14 protein-coding genes are annotated in these 16,035 nt (G+C 72.1%); 8 read left to right on the forward strand and 6 right to left on the reverse strand.

All coding sequences use genetic code 11. The annotated features are described in order from the left end of the window. The first annotated feature begins 178 nt into the window (after nt 1-178). From galE to idi, 4 genes are all read left to right on the forward strand, one after another. Nucleotides 179-1,171 (forward strand): UDP-glucose 4-epimerase GalE, encoded by a 993-nt coding sequence (gene galE / locus ACIBUY_RS00955; protein WP_365562155.1) that lies wholly within the window; start codon nt 179-181, stop codon nt 1,169-1,171. Between the two features lie 193 nt (nt 1,172-1,364). Next, a complete protein-coding gene (locus tag ACIBUY_RS00960; RefSeq protein WP_365562153.1) occupies nt 1,365-2,300 on the forward strand; it encodes a cation diffusion facilitator family transporter in 936 nt (311 codons plus the stop codon). Nucleotides 2,301-2,449: 149 nt separating this feature from the next. Beyond that, nucleotides 2,450-3,709, forward strand: a complete 1,260-nt coding sequence (locus ACIBUY_RS00965; protein ID WP_399151304.1) for a GNAT family N-acetyltransferase — start codon at nt 2,450-2,452, stop codon at nt 3,707-3,709. Nucleotides 3,710-3,831: 122 nt separating this feature from the next. After that, nucleotides 3,832-4,425: an isopentenyl-diphosphate Delta-isomerase gene (gene idi / locus ACIBUY_RS00970; RefSeq protein ID WP_365562147.1), complete on the forward strand. Its 594-nt coding sequence runs from the start codon at nt 3,832-3,834 to the stop codon at nt 4,423-4,425. 3 nt (nt 4,426-4,428) lie between these two features. On the opposite strand, the gene ACIBUY_RS00975 is transcribed toward idi, so the two are convergent. Further along, nucleotides 4,429-4,974, reverse strand: coding sequence for an ATP-binding protein (locus ACIBUY_RS00975; RefSeq protein WP_399151305.1), 546 nt, complete (start codon nt 4,972-4,974; stop codon nt 4,429-4,431). Between the two features lie 93 nt (nt 4,975-5,067). Continuing rightward, the gene (locus ACIBUY_RS00980; RefSeq protein ID WP_365562145.1) at nt 5,068-5,739 is read right to left on the reverse strand and encodes a DUF308 domain-containing protein; all 672 of its coding nucleotides are present in this window, start codon (nt 5,737-5,739) and stop codon (nt 5,068-5,070) included. Nucleotides 5,740-5,804: 65 nt separating this feature from the next. On the opposite strand from ACIBUY_RS00980, the gene ACIBUY_RS00985 reads away from it, so the two are divergent. Next, entirely contained in the window at nt 5,805-6,608 is an 804-nt protein-coding gene (locus tag ACIBUY_RS00985; protein ID WP_399151306.1) for an enoyl-CoA hydratase/isomerase family protein, read from the forward strand. On the opposite strand, the gene ACIBUY_RS00990 is transcribed toward ACIBUY_RS00985, so the two are convergent. Together ACIBUY_RS00990 and ACIBUY_RS00995 are read right to left on the reverse strand one after the other, a co-directional pair. Next, nucleotides 6,595-7,230, reverse strand: coding sequence for a DJ-1/PfpI family protein (locus tag ACIBUY_RS00990; RefSeq protein ID WP_365562140.1), 636 nt, complete (start codon nt 7,228-7,230; stop codon nt 6,595-6,597). The two genes, ACIBUY_RS00985 and ACIBUY_RS00990, sit on opposite strands and share 14 nt — an antisense overlap. Before the next feature lie 20 nt (nt 7,231-7,250). Next, nucleotides 7,251-8,219 (reverse strand): GlxA family transcriptional regulator, encoded by a 969-nt coding sequence (locus ACIBUY_RS00995; RefSeq protein WP_365562137.1) that lies wholly within the window; start codon nt 8,217-8,219, stop codon nt 7,251-7,253. 124 nt (nt 8,220-8,343) lie between these two features. On the opposite strand from ACIBUY_RS00995, the gene ACIBUY_RS01000 reads away from it, so the two are divergent. Together ACIBUY_RS01000 and ACIBUY_RS01005 are read left to right on the forward strand one after the other, a co-directional pair. Beyond that, complete coding sequence (locus ACIBUY_RS01000; protein WP_365562134.1) at nt 8,344-9,219, forward strand: hypothetical protein; 876 nt, start codon at nt 8,344-8,346, stop codon at nt 9,217-9,219. A gap of 101 nt (nt 9,220-9,320) precedes the next feature. Next, nucleotides 9,321-11,705, forward strand: coding sequence for a Tex family protein (locus ACIBUY_RS01005; RefSeq protein ID WP_399151307.1), 2,385 nt, complete (start codon nt 9,321-9,323; stop codon nt 11,703-11,705). A 71-nt stretch (nt 11,706-11,776) separates the two neighbouring features. Here ACIBUY_RS01005 and abc-f read toward each other — a convergent pair whose 3' ends face one another. Further along, nucleotides 11,777-13,414 (reverse strand): ribosomal protection-like ABC-F family protein, encoded by a 1,638-nt coding sequence (gene abc-f, locus ACIBUY_RS01010; protein ID WP_365562128.1) that lies wholly within the window; start codon nt 13,412-13,414, stop codon nt 11,777-11,779. Between the two features lie 314 nt (nt 13,415-13,728). After that, on the reverse strand, nt 13,729-14,763 hold the full coding sequence (locus ACIBUY_RS01015; protein WP_365562125.1) for an oxidoreductase: 1,035 nt from the start codon (nt 14,761-14,763) through the stop codon (nt 13,729-13,731). 66 nt (nt 14,764-14,829) lie between these two features. On the opposite strand from ACIBUY_RS01015, the gene ACIBUY_RS01020 reads away from it, so the two are divergent. Next, nucleotides 14,830-15,774, forward strand: a complete 945-nt coding sequence (locus ACIBUY_RS01020; protein WP_365562122.1) for an FAD-dependent oxidoreductase — start codon at nt 14,830-14,832, stop codon at nt 15,772-15,774. The last annotated feature ends 261 nt before the right edge of the window (nt 15,775-16,035 follow it).

The following is a 16,035-nucleotide window of genomic DNA, read 5'->3' on the forward strand; positions in this document are numbered from 1 at the left end:
GCGGCATGTCGGCAGAGGCTATCGGATGATCTGATGCAGGCGTTCACCGCCTGTTTACGGTCCGATCGGCCCCTGTCCCACGCGGTCTGCGTAGGCGAGGCCGCCCGTTCATCATTGTCGATCAAGGCCTCGGGCCACAAACCAGGGGCTTACGGTGCCCGGCTTAGGGTGGTGCGCCATGACATGGATGATCACCGGCGGGGCCGGATACATCGGGGCACACGTGGCACGGGCGATGGCGGGTGCCGGGGAGCGCGTCGTCGTCCTCGACAACGTGACGTCGGGGGTGCCCGACCGGCTGCCCGCGGACATTCCCCTGGTGCGCGGCTCGGCCCTGGACGCCGGGCTCGTGGCCCGGGTCTGCGCCGAGCACGAGGTGACCGGCGTCGTGCATCTCGCCGCGCACAAGCAGGTCGGCGAGTCGGTCGAGCAGCCCGAGATGTACTACCGGGAGAACGTCGGCGGGCTCGCCACGCTCCTGGAGACGGTCGCGGCGGCGGGCGTGCGCCGCTTCGTGTTCTCGTCGTCCGCCGCGGTCTACGGGAATCCCGACATCCCGGCGGCCGAGCTCATCACCGAGACGACGCCGTGCGCGCCCGTGAACCCGTACGGCGAGACGAAGCTCGCGGGCGAGTGGCTGGTGCGGGCGGCCGGCCGGGCGCACGGGATGGCGACGGTGTGCCTGCGCTACTTCAACGTGGCGGGCGCCGCCGAGCCGCAGCTCGCGGACATCGGCGTCTTCAACGTCATCCCGATGGTCTTCGACCGCCTCACGCGCGGCGAGGCCCCGCGCATCTTCGGCGACGACTATCCGACGCCGGACGGCACCTGCGTGCGCGACTACATCCACGTCGCGGACCTCGCCGAGGCGCACCTGGCGGCGGCCCGGCGGCTTTCGCGCCCCGACGCGGGCGGCGATCTGACGCTCAACATCGGCACCGGGCAGGGCGTCTCCGTGCGCGAGTTGATCGACGTCATCGCCGATGTCTCCGGGAGCGGCATTTCCGCGCTGGTGGAGCCGCGGCGTGCCGGTGACTCGCCGCGCGCGGTCGGCTCCTCGGCGCTGGCCGGGAAGGAGCTGGGCTGGACGGCCTCGCGCGGAGTGCGCGAGATGGTCGAGTCGGCCTGGGCCGGCTGGTGCCTGCGCCACCCGGAAGCGGCCGGCAAGTAGCGCGGCGGCCGATCTTGTCAACGCCCTGACCTGCGGACATGCCCATGTATCCCAGGCATGCCGTTTCCGCAGGTCAGGGCACATGACAACGGTGTTCAGTGCAGTGTTTGCAGATACCCCCTCCCCGTAGTTCACTGTGATCGCCGTCCCGGTGCGGGGCGGTGCGGGCGAACCGATACGGAGGGCGGTTTCCATGGGGGCCGGACACGACCACGGGCACAGCCACGGGCCGACGACCGGGACGGCCGCCGCCGCCCACAAGGGCCGGCTGCGCATCGCCCTGTCGATCACGCTGACCGTGATGGTCGTGGAGATCGTGGGCGGCATCGCGGCCGACTCGCTCGCGCTGATCGCGGACGCGACCCACATGGCCACGGACGCGCTCGGCCTCGCGATGGCCCTGCTCGCGATCCACTTCGCCAACCGCCCGGCCAGCGAGCAGCGCACCTTCGGCTACGCGCGGGCCGAGATCCTCGCCGCGCTCGCCAACTGCCTGCTCCTGCTGGGCGTCGGCGGCTACGTCCTGTACGAGGCGATCCAGCGCTTCATGGAGCCGGCCGACACCGCGGGTGGTCTGACCATCGTCTACGGAGTCATCGGCCTGGTGGCGAACATGATCTCGCTGTCCCTGCTGGTCAAGGGCCAGCAGGAGAGCCTGAACGTGCGCGGCGCCTTCCTGGAGGTGGCGGCCGACGCCCTCGGCTCGATCGCGGTGATCGTCTCGGCCGTGCTCATCCTGACGACCGGCTGGCAGGCCGCCGACCCGATCGCCTCGATCGTGATCGGCCTCATGATCGTCCCGCGTACGGTGAAGCTGCTGCGCGAGACCCTGAACGTCCTCCTTGAGGCGGCGCCCAAGGGCGTCGACATGGCGCAGGTCAGGGCCCACATACTGGCGCTGCCGGGCGTCGAGGACGTCCACGACCTGCACGCCTGGACCATCACTTCGGGAATGCCGGTCCTCTCCGCGCACGTGGTCGTCAGCGCGGACGTACTGAGCGGGATCGGCCACGAGAAGATGCTGCACGAGCTGCAGGGCTGCCTCGGGGACCACTTCGACGTCGCGCACTGCACGTTCCAGCTGGAGCCCAGCGGTCACGCGGAGCACGAGGAAAAGCTCTGCCACTGATCACGGTCCGTGTTAACGTGGCCATGGATCTTTGAGGAGGTGGGTTGATGACTGTCGTCGCGGTGAGCGCTGCCGTGTGCAGCGACAAGTGCATCCCCATCTCCCGGGCCGTCGCCTGAGCGAGGCCCCTTCACTCAAGGGTTACTACGTTGACCGACGACAACAACGTCGTACGCGATTCCTTCTTCTCCCTGCACCACGGACTTCCCCGGCAGGGTCCAGGCTCCGACGCCACGACGCGGCGTCTGCTCTCCTTCGCGGGCGCGCTGCCCGCCCGGCCGCGCATCCTCGACCTGGGCTGCGGTCCCGGCCGGTCCGCGCTGCTGCTCGCCGCCGAGACCGGCGGTGAGGTGACCGCCGTGGATCTGCACGAGCCGTTCCTCGACGAACTGCGGGCGGCCGCGCGCGAGCGCGGACTCACCGACCGCGTGCACGCCGTCAACGCGGACATGGGCGAACTCCCCCATCAGGACGGTTCGTTCGACCTGATCTGGGCCGAGAGCTCGGCGTACAGCATCGGCTTCGACACCGCGCTCGCGCGCTGGAAGCGACTGTTGGCACCGGGCGGGACGCTCGTCCTCACCGAGTGCGAGTGGACGACCGGCTCCCCCTCCCCCGAGGCCCGCGCCTTCTGGGAGGAGCACTACAAGCTGCGCACCACCGAGGAGAACCTGCGGGCGTGCACGGCCGCCGGGTACTCCGTGCTCGGCGTGCACCGGCAGCCCGAGTCCGACTGGGACGAGTACTACGGGCCGCTCGCCGAGCGCGCCGAGGCGGCCGACCCCGGGCGCCCCGGGATGGCCGAGGCGCTGGCAGGCACGCGCGCGGAGCTGGCCATGCGGCGCGAGCACGGCGGCGAGTACGGGTACACGGGCTATGCGCTGCGGCCCGCGGACGGCTGGGTGACCCGGCCGGAGACGGACGGCGACCGCGCGGCGGTGCACGCCGTCAACGCGGCCGCGTTCCCGACCCCCGACGAGGCCGGCCTCGTGGACGCCCTGCGCGCCGACGAGGGCGCCTGGCTCGAGGGCCTGTCCTGTGTCGCCGAGGCACCGGACGGCACGGTCGCCGCGCACGCGCTGATCACGCGCTGCACGGTGGACGGCGCGCCCGCCGCCGCGCTCGCACCCGTGGCCGTACTTCCGGAGTACCAGCGCACCGGCGCCGGTTCGGCCGTCGTACGCGCGGTGCTGGAGGCGGCCCGCGCGCGTGGGGAGCGACTCGCGCTGGTGCTCGGACACCCCGAGTACTACCCGCGGTTCGGCTTCACGCCTGCTTCGGCGTACGGCATCAAGGCGCCGTTCGAGGTTCCGGACGAGGCGATGATGGCGCTCGACCTGGGCGGCGGTGCCGCGTCCGGGCCGCTGCCGAAGGGCACGATCGCCTACCCGGCGGCCTTCGGCGTCTGAGTCCCGCCTACGGTGGTCCCGCCCGGTTCCCCGACCGGGCGGGACATGCGGGGCGGCTGGCGCGGGGACTGTCGGTCCCGTACGGCAGACTTGGGGCCCGAGGACCGAAGCGAAGGATGGGTATGCCGATCACACCTGCCACCGCGGCGAACAGCTCGTCGAACGGCACCGGAGAAGCGATCTTGCTGGAACTCGTGGACGAGGACGGCAGGACGATCGGCACAGCGGAGAAGCTCGCCGCACATCAGCCGCCCGGCCAGTTGCACAGAGCCTTCTCCGTGTTCCTCTTCGACGAGCAGGGGCGGCTGCTGCTGCAGCAGCGGGCGCTCGGCAAGTACCACTCGCCCGGCGTGTGGTCGAACACCTGCTGCGGGCACCCGTACCCGGCGGAGGCCCCGTTCGCGGCGGCCGCCCGGCGCACCTTCGAGGAGCTGGGCGTCTCGCCGTCGCTGATGGCGGAGGCCGGCACCGTGCGCTACAACCACCCGGACCCGGACTCGGGCCTGGTGGAACAGGAGTTCAACCACCTGTTCGTGGGGCTCGTGCAGGCACCGCTGAATCCGGACCCCGAGGAGGTCGGCGCGACCGCGTTCGTGACGGCCGCCGAGCTCGCCGAGCGGCACGCCAAGGACCCGTTCTCGGCGTGGTTCATGACGGTGCTCGACGCGGCGCGCCCCGCGGTCAGGGAGCTGACGGGCCCGTCCGCGGGCTGGTAGGCGTCACAGCGTCGACGGTGGCTTCAGGGGCAGGGCGGCCCAGATCACCTTGCCCCCGCTCGCCGTGTGCTCGACGTCGCAGACGCCGCCCGCCTCGGCGGTGATCTCCCGGACGAGCAGCAGACCGCGCCCGCCGGTCTGGCCGCTGGTGGCCTCAAGTGCCGTGGGGCGGTAGGGGTGTTCGTCCTCGACGGACACCCGCACCCACTCCGCGCCGACCGCGACCTCGACGGCGAGCATCGGCGAGAGCAGGGCGGCGTGCTTCACCGCGTTGGTGACGAGCTCGGAGACGATCACGAGCAGCCCGTGGACCAGGTCGTCGGGGGCGGGCACCCCCTGCCGGGCGAGCAGTTCACGTACCGCGCGCCGGGCCTGGGGCACGGACGCGTCGACCGCCTGGGCCGTGAACCGCCAGACCCCCTCGTAGGGCAGCGGACCGTCCGTGGTCCGCTCAAGGGGCGCTCCCCCACTGTCCAGAGGACGTGGGCGAGTCGCCGACCCGTCGTCGCTCATCGTCCGGTCGCCGCCCTTGCGCTCGATTGTCACCACCCTTCGAGTGTTGATAACGCGCTGGTCCGGACCGGATGACTGACCAGAAGTCAGCGACTATCGACGCAATTTGATCGTTGGCATACGACACCGTCAGGTGTGCGACTGGTCTTGCCCCACTTGTTCCGTGTTGGGGGGCTCTTCAGCTTGTTGTACGAGGTTCACGATGCGGCGGCCGCCGAGACCGGTCGCCAGCAGCCCGAGCCCGTCGAAGAGCAGGGCGAGGGAGAAGAAGCAGCCGAGGACGTAGCGGCTGCTCTGTGGCCAGTTGCCGAGGACCAGGACGCCGAGCAGGATGCCGAAGGCGCCCTGCACCAGGGTCCAGCCGAACTGCGGCCCGCGGACGACGAGTCCGCCGACCAGGCGGAAGACGCCACCGGTCAGGAAGAGCAGCGCGGCGAACATCGTCAGCGCCTCGGCAGTGCCCTCGGGGCGGCGGATGACGACGATGCCGGCCGCGAGGTTGAGCGCGGCGACGACGACGCCGAGCCAGAAGAAGTTGCTGCCGCGCGACTGGATCGCGTGCAGCAGTCCGACGAGACCGCCGATCAGCAGCAGCCAGCCGAACAGCAACATCGAGGTCAGGGTCGCGAAGGCCGTGTAGAACAGCCCGATCACGCCCGCGAGGACCAGCAGGCCGCCGAGGGCGGCGAGCCAGCCGAACCCGCGGCTCAGCTTTCTGCGCTCGTGCGCGGGACCGCGCTCGTCGGCGGTCGTGACCTTTCCGGTCAGCGGGCCCGCGTCGTCTGCTGCTTCTGCGGCCATCGGCGCCTCCTGTCGGCACCCCCTTCTTGATCGTACGTTCGACCGTGGCGGATAGCATCCGGCGCATGGCTTCCCCTTCCCAGGCGCCCTCGGCCCCCTCCGGCTCCCCGTCCGTGCAGCGGCTCACGCACGCCGTCCACGACGGGGTCGCCACCGTCGTCATCGACCACCCGGCCAAGCGCAATGCCATGACGGACGCCATGTGGGCGGCGCTGCCGCCGCTGCTCGACCGGCTCGCGGCGGATCCGGCGGTGCGGGTGCTGGTGCTGACCGGGGCCGGGGACACCTTCTGCGCCGGGGCGGACATCTCCACGCTCGGCACGGGCGCGGGGGCCGCACAGGAGCTGGCCGTCGCCGCGGAGGACGCGCTCGCCGCCTTCCCCAAGCCGACCCTGGCCGTCGTCCGCGGGTTCTGCGTGGGCGGCGGCAGCCAGCTGGCGGCGGCGTGCGATCTGCGGTTCGCCGCACGGGGCGCGCGGTTCGGGGTGACCCCGGCCAAGCTCGGGATCGTCTATCCCGCGTCGTCGACCCGGCGTCTCGCCTCGCTGGTGGGTCCGGCGACCGCCAAGTACCTGTTGTTCTCGGGCGAGTTGATCGACACGGAGCGTGCGCTGCGGACCGGGCTCGTGGACGAGGTCATGGACGCGGCCGAACTGGACGAGCGGGTGGCCGGGTTCACCCGCATCCTGGCGTCCCGCTCGCAGCTGACGCAGGCCGCGGCCAAGGAGTTCGCCGCGGGGCGCACGGACCGGGACGCGTACTGGGCCGAGCAGGCGCGCGGCAGCGGCGACACCGCGGAGGGTGTCGCCGCGTTCCTGGAGCGCCGGGCGCCGCGCTTCACGTGGACCGTGCCGCCTACGTCAGGATGAACCGGCTCTTGGAGCGGAACTCCTCGACGAGGTGCGCGGGGGCCTTCTGCGGCGAGCCCGCGTCGTAGGGCGGCTGCGGGTCGTACTCGGTCAGCAGCTGCACGGCCTGGGCGTGCTCGTCGCCCGCGATCTTCCCGAGCAGGGTCAGGCCCATGTCGATGCCGGAGGAGACACCGGCCGCGGTGACGTACTTGCCCTCGATGACGACGCGCTCCCCCGTCGGCTCCGCGCCGAACTGCTTCAGGAAGTCCAGGGCCAGCCAGTGCGAGGTGGCGCGCCTGCCCTCCAGCAGCCCTGCGGCCGCGAGGAGCAGTGATCCGGTGCAGACCGACGTCGTCCACGTACTGGTCGCGTCGGCCGCGCGCAGCCAGGCGAGAAGGGTCTCGTTCTCCATCTGCGGGGTCTGCCCCGGGCCGCCGGGGACGACGACGATGTCCGGGTGCGGCACCTCGTCGAAGGTCCTGTCGGCGACGATCGCGAGGGTGCCGGTGTCGCTGCGCACCGGGCCGCGCTCCTCGGCGACGAAGACGAGCTCCGCGTCGGGCAGGCGGCCGAGCGTCTCGTACGGGCCGACGGCGTCGAGCGCGGTGAAGCGGTCGAACAGGACAACGGCGATCTGCACGGTGTTCCCCTTTCGGTAGGTCACTGGGTGGGCTGCGGCGCGTGGAACCGGCGGCGGTACTCCGCCGGGGACGTGCCGAGGGTCTTGAGGAACGCGCGCCGCATCGCCTCGGGGGTGCCGTAGCCACTGGCGCGGGAGATCTCCTCGACGCCGTCGTGGGTGTCCTCCAGGAGGCGGCGGGCGTGCTCGACGCGGACGCGTTCGACGTACTTGCCCGGTGTCTGGCCCGTCTCCGTCTGGAAGGCGCGGGCGAAGTGCCGGGGCGAGAGGCGGGCGCGGACCGCGAGCGACTCCACGGACAGGTCGTCGTCGGGGTGCTCGGTGATCCACTGCTGGACCTCGCGCAGGGGCTCGCGGCGGGCCGTCTGGGCGGAGAGCTGGGCACTGAACTGGGCCTGGTTTCCCGGGCGTCGGAGGAAGACCACGAGGTGACGGGCGACGGTCAGGGCCGTGTCCCTGCCGTGGTCCTCCTCGACGAGCGCGAGGGCGAGGTCGATGCCGGCGGTGACCCCGGCGGACGTCGCCACGTTTCCGTCCCGTACGTAGATGGGGTCCGGGTCGACGTCGATCGCCGGGTGGTCGCGGGCGAGCTTGTCGCAGTACGCCCAGTGCGTGGTGGCCCTGCGGCCGTCCAGCAGGCCCGCCCGGGCGAGGAGGATCGCGCCCGTGCAGACGGACACGAGGCGCTGGGCGCGCGGCGCGTTCTCCCGCAGCCAGTCGATCAGGCGCGGGTCGGGCCTGCGCGTGCCCTGGCCTCCGGGGACCAGCACGGTGTGCGGGGCGGGTGCGTCGGCCAGGGCGTGGTCCGGGGTGAGGGTCAGGCCGCTCGACGTCCGCACCGGGGCGCCGTCCAGCGAAGCCGTGCGGATGCGGTACCCGGCGCCCGGCCGCACGACGTGACCGGCGCCGGCGAAGACCTCGACGGGGCCGGTGACGTCGAGGCTCTGGACGTCGTCGAAGAGGAGGACCAGGACGGTTCGCGGCGGCATGCGTCTCATTCTTCGGCGGTCGCGGCATGGCTGCAATGACGAGTACCCCTCCTTTCCTGCCATGGTCGGTGTTCGCGGTCTCCCCGGGATTCCGCACGTACCAACCGGTCGGTAACGTACGGGCATGACCCCTGACCCGCGCCTGCGCGCCGCCCGTCGCTGTCACAACGTCCTCAACCCGTTCCACTCGACGCACTACTTCTCGCCCGACCTGGGCAAGGAGCTCGCCGCCGTGGGTGTGCCGGACCGCGATGCCGCCTACTTCGCGGTGCGCGCCGCGCCCATGGGGGCCGTCGGCGCGGGCACGGTGACCGCCGCCTTCTACAACTTCAACCACGAACTCGTGGCCCGGCACGTGCCCGAGGTGTGGAACGTGGCCTCCCCCGAGACGGTTCTCGCGGCACGCGCGCGTGCCGTCGACACCACGCTGCGCCGCCTGCTCGGCGAGGAGGCACTCGCCTCCAAGGAGATGGCCGAGGCGGCCGAGCTCGCTCTGCGGGCGACGGAGGCGTGCACCCGGCACGCCCGCCCCCTGTACGCGGCCCACGCGGACCTCGCGGTGCCCGAGGCGCCGCACATGGCGTACTGGCACGCGGCGACGCTGCTGCGCGAGCACCGCGGCGACGGCCACCTCGCGGCGCTCCTCACCGCGGGGCTCGACCCGGTGGAGGCGCTCGTCAGCCACGTGGCGACCGGCAAGGGCATGGCGCCGAAGTGGCTGCTGGCCACGCGCGGCTGGAGCCGGGAGGAGTTCGACGCGGCCGCCGGGCGGCTGCGCGCGCGTGGACTGCTCACCGCGGACGAGGAGTTGACCCTCACCGAGGACGGCATACAGCTGCGGGCCGAGCTCGAAGTACGTACGGACGTGCTCGACCGGGCACCCTACGACCACCTCGGCGACGACGGCGTGGCCCGCCTGACCGAGCTGGCCACGGGGTTCATCGGCACGGCGCTCGGCAACGGGGCGTTCCCCGCGGACCTCATCGGCAAGGCGGCCTGAGGCCTGCCGCGTCCGGGCCGGTCGGCGCCCTGATCCCCCGTTGTCGGTGCCACCTGCCACAATTGCGGCGCAACGTCAGTCGACATAGGCGGTACGGGATCGTGGCGACACCCACTGTTGGGTCCATCGAAGGCAGGATTGCCGAAGAACTCGGCGTACGCGAGCGGCAGGTGAAGGCCGCCGTCGACCTCCTTGACGGCGGTTCGACGGTGCCCTTCATCGCCCGCTACCGCAAGGAGGCGACGGAGTCCCTGGACGACGCCCAGCTGCGCACCCTCGAGGAGCGGCTGCGGTATCTGCGCGAGCTGGAGGAGCGGCGCGCCGCCGTGCTGGACTCCGTACGCGAGCAGGGCAAGCTGACCGAGGAGTTGGCGGCGCAGATCCGCGCCGCCGACACCAAGGCGCGTCTGGAGGACATCTACCTCCCGTTCAAGCCGAAGCGGCGCACGAAGGCGCAGATCGCACGCGAGGCGGGCCTCGAGCCGTTGGCGACCGGGCTGCTCGACGATCCGTCGGTCGACCCGCTGGCCGCGGCGACGGCGTTCGTCGACGCGGACAAGGGCGTGGCCGATCCGCAGGCCGCCCTCGACGGGGCCCGCGCGATCCTCACCGAGCGGTTCTCCGAGGACGCCGACCTGATCGGTGAGTTGCGCGAGCGCATGTGGGGGCGCGGGCGGCTCGCGGCGAAGGTGAAGTCGGGCAAGGAGGAGGCGGGCGCCAAGTTCGCCGACTACTTCGACTTCGCGGAGCCCTTCAAGGAGCTGCCCTCGCACCGCATCCTGGCGATGCTGCGCGGCGAGAAGGAGGACGTGCTCGAGCTCGTCCTGGAGCCGGAGGAGCCGGTCGAGGAGGGTCCTTCCTCGTACGAGCCGATCGTCGCCGACCGGTTCGGGATCCGCAATCAGGGCCGCCCGGCCGACAAGTGGCTGCAGGACACGGTCCGTTGGGCCTGGCGCACCCGCATCCTCGTGCACCTCGGCATCGACCTGCGCCTGCGGCTGCGTACGGCCGCCGAGGACGAGGCCGTCAAGGTGTTCGCGGCGAACCTGCGCGACCTGCTGCTCGCCGCCCCCGCGGGCACGCGCGCGACGCTGGGCCTCGACCCCGGTTTCCGCACGGGCGTGAAGGTCGCGGTCGTCGACGCGACGGGCAAGGTCGTGGCGACCGACGTCATCCACCCGCACGTCCCGGCCAACCGCTGGGACGAGGCGCTCGCGAAGCTGGCCCGGCTCTCGAAGGAGCACGCGGTCGACCTGATCGCGATCGGCAATGGCACGGCGTCGCGCGAGACCGACAAGCTCGCGGGTGAACTCATCACCAAGCACCCGGAGTTGAAGCTCACCAAGGTCATGGTGAGCGAGGCGGGCGCCTCCGTGTACTCGGCCTCCGCGTTCGCCTCGCAGGAGCTTCCGGACATGGACGTGTCGCTGCGCGGCGCCGTGTCCATCGCGCGACGGCTGCAGGACCCGCTGGCCGAGCTGGTCAAGATCGACCCGAAGTCGATCGGAGTCGGTCAGTACCAGCACGACCTGAGCGAAGTGAAGCTGTCGCGCTCGCTGGACGCCGTGGTCGAGGACTGTGTGAATGGTGTGGGGGTGGACGTGAACACCGCGTCCGCGCCGCTCCTCGCGCGCGTGTCGGGCATCGGCGCCGGTCTCGCGGAGAACATCGTGGCGCACCGCGACACGAACGGCCCGTTCAGCAACCGCAAGGGCCTCAAGGACGTCGCGCGGCTCGGCCCGAAGGCGTACGAGCAGTGCGCGGGCTTCCTGCGCATCCTGGGCGGCGACGACCCGCTGGACGCGTCCTCGGTGCACCCCGAGGCGTACCCCGTGGTGCGGAAGATGGCCAAGTCGACCGGTGGCGCGGTCGGTTCGCTGATCGGTGACACCGGGACGCTGCGCTCGCTCAGGGCGGCCGACTACGTGGACGACACGTTCGGTCTGCCGACCGTGACGGACATCCTGAAGGAGCTCGAGAAGCCGGGGCGCGACCCGCGGCCCGCCTTCAAGACGGCCACCTTCAAGGAGGGCGTCGAGAAGATCTCCGACCTGGAGTCGGGGATGGTCCTGGAGGGTGTCGTGACGAACGTCGCCGCCTTCGGGGCGTTCATCGACATCGGCGTGCACCAGGACGGGCTCGCCCATGTGTCCGCGCTGTCCCGTACGTTCGTGAAGGACCCGCGCGACGTCGTGAAGCCCGGGGACATCGTGAAGGTCAAGGTGCTCGAGGTCGACGTGCCGCGCAAGCGGATCTCGCTGACGCTGCGCCTGGACGACGACGCCAAGGCCTCCGGCCCGGAGCGGGGCGGGCGCGGCGGTGACCGCAAGCCGCCGCGGCAGTCGTCCCGGCAGGGGCAGCAGTCGTCCCGGCAGGGGCAGCAGGGCGGGCGTGGCGGTTCCGGTGGCGGGGGCAAGGGGCGGCCCGTGGCCGCGCCGGCCAATTCCGCCATGGCCGATGCGTTGAAGAAGGCCGGGTTGGCGTAGCGCCGCTGGGGTGGGTGAGCGTGGGGAACTGTGCGCCGGTTCGTGGCCGGGCGCGCAGTTCCCCGCGCCCCCTAAACGGCGTTCACCTTCCCGGCGCTCACTTCGAAGCGCCTTGTCGTGCTCACCGCGTTGAGCATTCTGCGGTCGTGCGTGACCAGGAGCAGCGTGCCCTTGTACGTCTCCAGGGCGGACTCCAGCTGCTCGATGGCCGGCAGGTCCAGGTGGTTCGTCGGCTCGTCCAGGACCAGGAGGTTGACGCCCTTGCCCTGGAGCAGGGCGAGGGCGGCCCGGGTGCGCTCGCCCGGTGAGAGCGTGGCCGCCGGGCGCAGCACGTGGTCCGCCTTCAGGCCGAACTTGGCGAGCAGGGTGCGGACCTCGGCCGGTTCGGTGTCGGGGACGGCCGCGCAGAACGCGTCGAGCAGGGTCTCCGGGCCGTGGAACAGCGCGCGGGCCTGGTCGACCTCGCCGACCACGACGCCCGAGCCGAGTGTCGCGTGGCCGGAGTCGAGCGGGATGCGGCCGAGCAGGGCGGCGAGCAGCGTGGACTTGCCCGAGCCGTTCGCGCCGGTGATCGCGACGCGGTCCGCCCAGTCGATCTGGAGCGTGACCGGGCCGAAGCGGAAGTCGCCGCGTCGCAGTTCGGCGTCGCGCAGCGAAGCCACGACCGCGCCGGAGCGCGGGGCCGCAGCGATCTCCATGCGCAGCTCCCACTCCTTGCGGGGCTCCTCGACGACGTCGAGCCGCTCGATCATCTTCTGCGTCTGGCGCGCCTTCGCCGCCTGCTTCTCGCTCGCCTCGCTGCGGAACTTGCGGCCGATCTTGTCGTTGTCGGTGGCCTTGCGCCGGGCGTTCTTGACGCCCTTGTCCATCCAGGAGCGCTGCATCTGGGCGCGGCCCTCGAGCGCGGACTTCTTGTCGGCGTACTCCTCGTATTCGTCGCGGGCGTGCCTGCGGGCGACGTCGCGCTCCTCCAGGTAGGCGTCGTAGCCGCCGCCGTAGAGGTTGATCTGCTGCTGGGCGAGGTCGAGTTCGAGGACCTTGGTGACGGTGCGGGTGAGGAACTCGCGGTCGTGGCTGACGACGACGGTGCCCGCGCGCAGCCCTCGGACGAACGTCTCCAGGCGCTCCAGGCCGTCGAGGTCGAGGTCGTTGGTGGGCTCGTCCAGGAGGAAGACGTCGTAGCGGGACAGGAGCAGGGACGCGAGGCCCGCCCGCGCGGCCTGGCCGCCGGACAGGGACGTCATCGTCTGGTCGAGGCCGACGGTGAGGCCGAGCTGCTCGGCGACCTCCTCGGCACGCTCGTCGAGGTCGGCGCCGCCGAGGTTCAGCCAGCGGTCCAGGCTCGTCGCGTACGCGTCGTCGGCGCCCGGGGCCCCGTCGACGAGGGCCTGCGTGGCCTCGTCCATGGTGCGCTGGGCCTCGGCGACGCCGGTGCGGCGGGCGAGGAAGTCGCGGATCGTCTCGCCGGGGCGGCGGTCCGGCTCCTGCGGGAGGTGGCCCACGGTCGCGGTCGGCGGGGAGAGGCGCAGCTCGCCCTCCTCCGGGGTGGCGAGGCCCGCGAGGAGTCGGAGCAGGGTGGACTTCCCGGCTCCGTTGGCGCCGACGAGGCCGATCACGTCTCCGGGCGCGACGACGAGGTCGAGATCGGCGAAGAGCGTGCGGTCGCCGTGACCGGCGGCGAGGTTCTTGGCTACGAGGGTGGCAGTCATCAGGGCGTTGATCCTAATCGGCGTCGGGTGGACAGGCGCCCGGCCGGGGGGGGGTGCGCGGCCTGTGCGGCGGGGAGGACCCGGACGCGAGCGGCCCGGCGTGGTGCCGCGCGCCGCAACGCGGCAGATGCGCGGGCCGGCCCCCGCGAGGCAGACGCAGCAGCCCTGCCGTCTACGGGTGGTCCCGGCAGGAGCGGGCGCGGGGCCGGATCCGGGGGTTCATCGCGCCATGGAGGCGCACCTCCGAGACGTGCCAGGGTTCATCGTCGTACGGCGATCAGCGGCTCGCCGGGGCCGGTGCGTGAACGGGTGGGTCAGCGCGCCATGGGCGCCACCAGCACACTCCCGGTGGTGCGTGCCACGAGGAAGGATTCCCCTTTGGTCGCCTTGTTGTCGAGCGGAATCCGGTGCTTGCCCGGCTGGAGGACCTCGTCGAAGACGGCGTGGGTGTGGGTGCGGTAGAGGCGGTCGAGGCGGTACGCGGTGAGCTGGACGCGGCACGTGGACGTGACCTCGAGGCCCGCCTCGCCGTCGGCGGCGACCAGGCGGGTGAGGCGGCGGCGCTCCTGGGGGCTGCGGTCGAGGGCGCTCTCGATCTGGGCGACGAGCAGCGGGATGATCGGCGCGAGTCCGTCGACGTAGGCGGGGTCGGCGTCCGCCTGCTCGAACTGGCGCCTGACCAGGGCCCGTTGACCCTCGTCGACCGCGCGGCCGAAGGCGACGGCTCCGTAGGTGCGCAGTTCCTCGACGGAGACGCCGGACGCGTCGTGGGTGATCTCGGCGCCGATGCCGATGGTGCGCAGGGCCGCGGCGAGTTTGGCGAGGACGGCCACGCGGGCGCCGATGAGCAGGACGCGGCGGCGGGAGGCGGGGTCGGCGGGGGCCGTGAGCAACTGGCCGAGGGCGGTGCGGTACTCGGCGCCGCGGAAGCGGAACGGGCCGATGCCGTGGTACCCGTTGAGCTCCAGGTCGGCCTCTTCGTCGGTCTGCCAGGCGAAGTCGCGCCACACGAAGTCGTCGCTGCCGTCGTCGGCCCGCTCGATGACGGCGGTGACCGCGCCGCACTCCAGGCCCTCGCATTCGGGGCAGCCGTATATGACGTACCGACCGTGCGCGAGCGGGGCCTCGGCCTCCAGCAAGAGGCTTCTGACGTGGTCGGTGAAGATGGCGGGCGGGATGTCGGCGGCCAACGGCGAGACGGCGTCGAGATCGGAGAGCTGGAACAGCAGCGGGCGGCCGTCGACGATGAAGTCCACGAAGTCCCGGTGGACTTGGTAGTCACCGTTGGCGAGGACACCACCGGCGCGCATCGCCGGTGCCAGGCCGAAGGTCGCGTACTCGGCAGACATGCCCTGAGTATCCCCACCTGGCACGTGATGTGAGCACGGCATGACATATTCCGCTAACGTCCCCGCGTGAACAGGGACTTGAGCAGTGACGTGATCGTGGTCGGCGGCGGAGTCATAGGGCTCGCGTCCGCCCTGGTTCTGGCCGGGCGGGGACGGCGGGTGCGGGTGTGGTCGCGGGACCCCGCCGAGGCGACCACCTCCGCTGTTGCGGGGGCGCTGTGGTGGCCGTACCGGATCGATCCGGTGGAGCGCGTGGGTGCGTGGTCGGTGCAGTCGCTGCGCCGGTACGAGAAGTGGGCGGCGCACCCTGAGGAAACCGGCGTACGCATGGTCGAGGGCGTACACGAGGGTGTGCGGCTGGACGGGCTCGGGGCGTGGGCCGGTGAGGTGGCGGGGCTGCGCGACACCGACGCGGGGCTCGCGGCGCGGCTGCCGCTGATCGACATGCCGGTGCATCTGGCGTGGCTGCGGGGCGAGTTGGCGGCGGGCGGGGTGGAGATCGAGTCGCGTGCGGTGACGTCCTTCGACGAGGCGCTGGCGCAGGCGCCGGTCGTGGTGAACTGCACGGGGCTCGACGCGCGGGACCTGGTACCGGACGCGGCGGTGCGGCCGGTGCGGGGTCAGCTCGTGGTCGTGCAGAACCCCGGGGTCCACACCTGGTACACGTCCGCCGACCCGGCCGCGGACACCACGACGTACTTCTTCCCCCAGCCGGGCGGTCTCCTCCTCGGGGGCACCGCGGAGGAGGACGCGTGGTCCCTGGAGCCGGATCCCGCGGTGGCGGAGTCGATCGTGCGGCGGTGCGCGGCGGTCCGGCCGGAGATCGCGGGGGCCCGGGTGATCGGGCACCGGGTGGGACTGCGTCCGGCGCGTCCCGCGGTGCGGATCGAGCGTGAAGTGACCCGGGGCGGGCGGGTGTTGGTGCACAACTATGGGCACGGTGGGGCTGGGGTGACGGTCGCGTGGGGGTGTGCGGAGGAAGTGGCGGGGTTGGTGGGGACGGCGGGGTGATGGGGACGGGGGGTTGTGGGGACGGTGGGGTGATGGGGACGGGAGGTTGCAGGGACGGTGGGTTGTAGGGGCGGGGGGGGTGTAGGGACGGTGGGTTGTAGGGACGAGGCGGTTGTAGGGACGGCGGGTTGGTCGTGCCGCTGGTTGATGGGGCCGAGTTGACGGGAACAGCGGATGGCAGGGCTCCCGGCCGGGAGCCGTTGCGGCCGGGGCGTCGGGCTCGGCGTCGGGGCTGAGGGCGGCAGAGGGTGTAGGCGGGAC

Origin of the sequence: Streptomyces sp. NPDC050085 (assembly GCF_044460595.1) — a bacterium.
Taxonomy (GTDB): Bacteria; Actinomycetota; Actinomycetes; order Streptomycetales; family Streptomycetaceae; genus Streptomyces.

Coding starts and splice junctions, on each gene's coding strand:
- ACIBUY_RS00960 (WP_365562153.1), top strand. CDS start 1,365: ATGGGGGCCGGACACGACCACGGGCACAGCCACGGGCCGACGACCGGG.
- ACIBUY_RS00980 (WP_365562145.1), bottom strand. CDS start 5,739: ATGGCCGCAGAAGCAGCAGACGACGCGGGCCCGCTGACCGGAAAGGTC.
- galE (WP_365562155.1), top strand. CDS start 179: ATGACATGGATGATCACCGGCGGGGCCGGATACATCGGGGCACACGTG.
- ACIBUY_RS00995 (WP_365562137.1), bottom strand. CDS start 8,219: ATGCCGCCGCGAACCGTCCTGGTCCTCCTCTTCGACGACGTCCAGAGC.
- idi (WP_365562147.1), top strand. CDS start 3,832: ATGCCGATCACACCTGCCACCGCGGCGAACAGCTCGTCGAACGGCACC.
- abc-f (WP_365562128.1), bottom strand. CDS start 13,414: ATGACTGCCACCCTCGTAGCCAAGAACCTCGCCGCCGGTCACGGCGAC.
- ACIBUY_RS01000 (WP_365562134.1), top strand. CDS start 8,344: ATGACCCCTGACCCGCGCCTGCGCGCCGCCCGTCGCTGTCACAACGTC.
- ACIBUY_RS00985 (WP_399151306.1), top strand. CDS start 5,805: ATGGCTTCCCCTTCCCAGGCGCCCTCGGCCCCCTCCGGCTCCCCGTCC.
- ACIBUY_RS01015 (WP_365562125.1), bottom strand. CDS start 14,763: ATGTCTGCCGAGTACGCGACCTTCGGCCTGGCACCGGCGATGCGCGCC.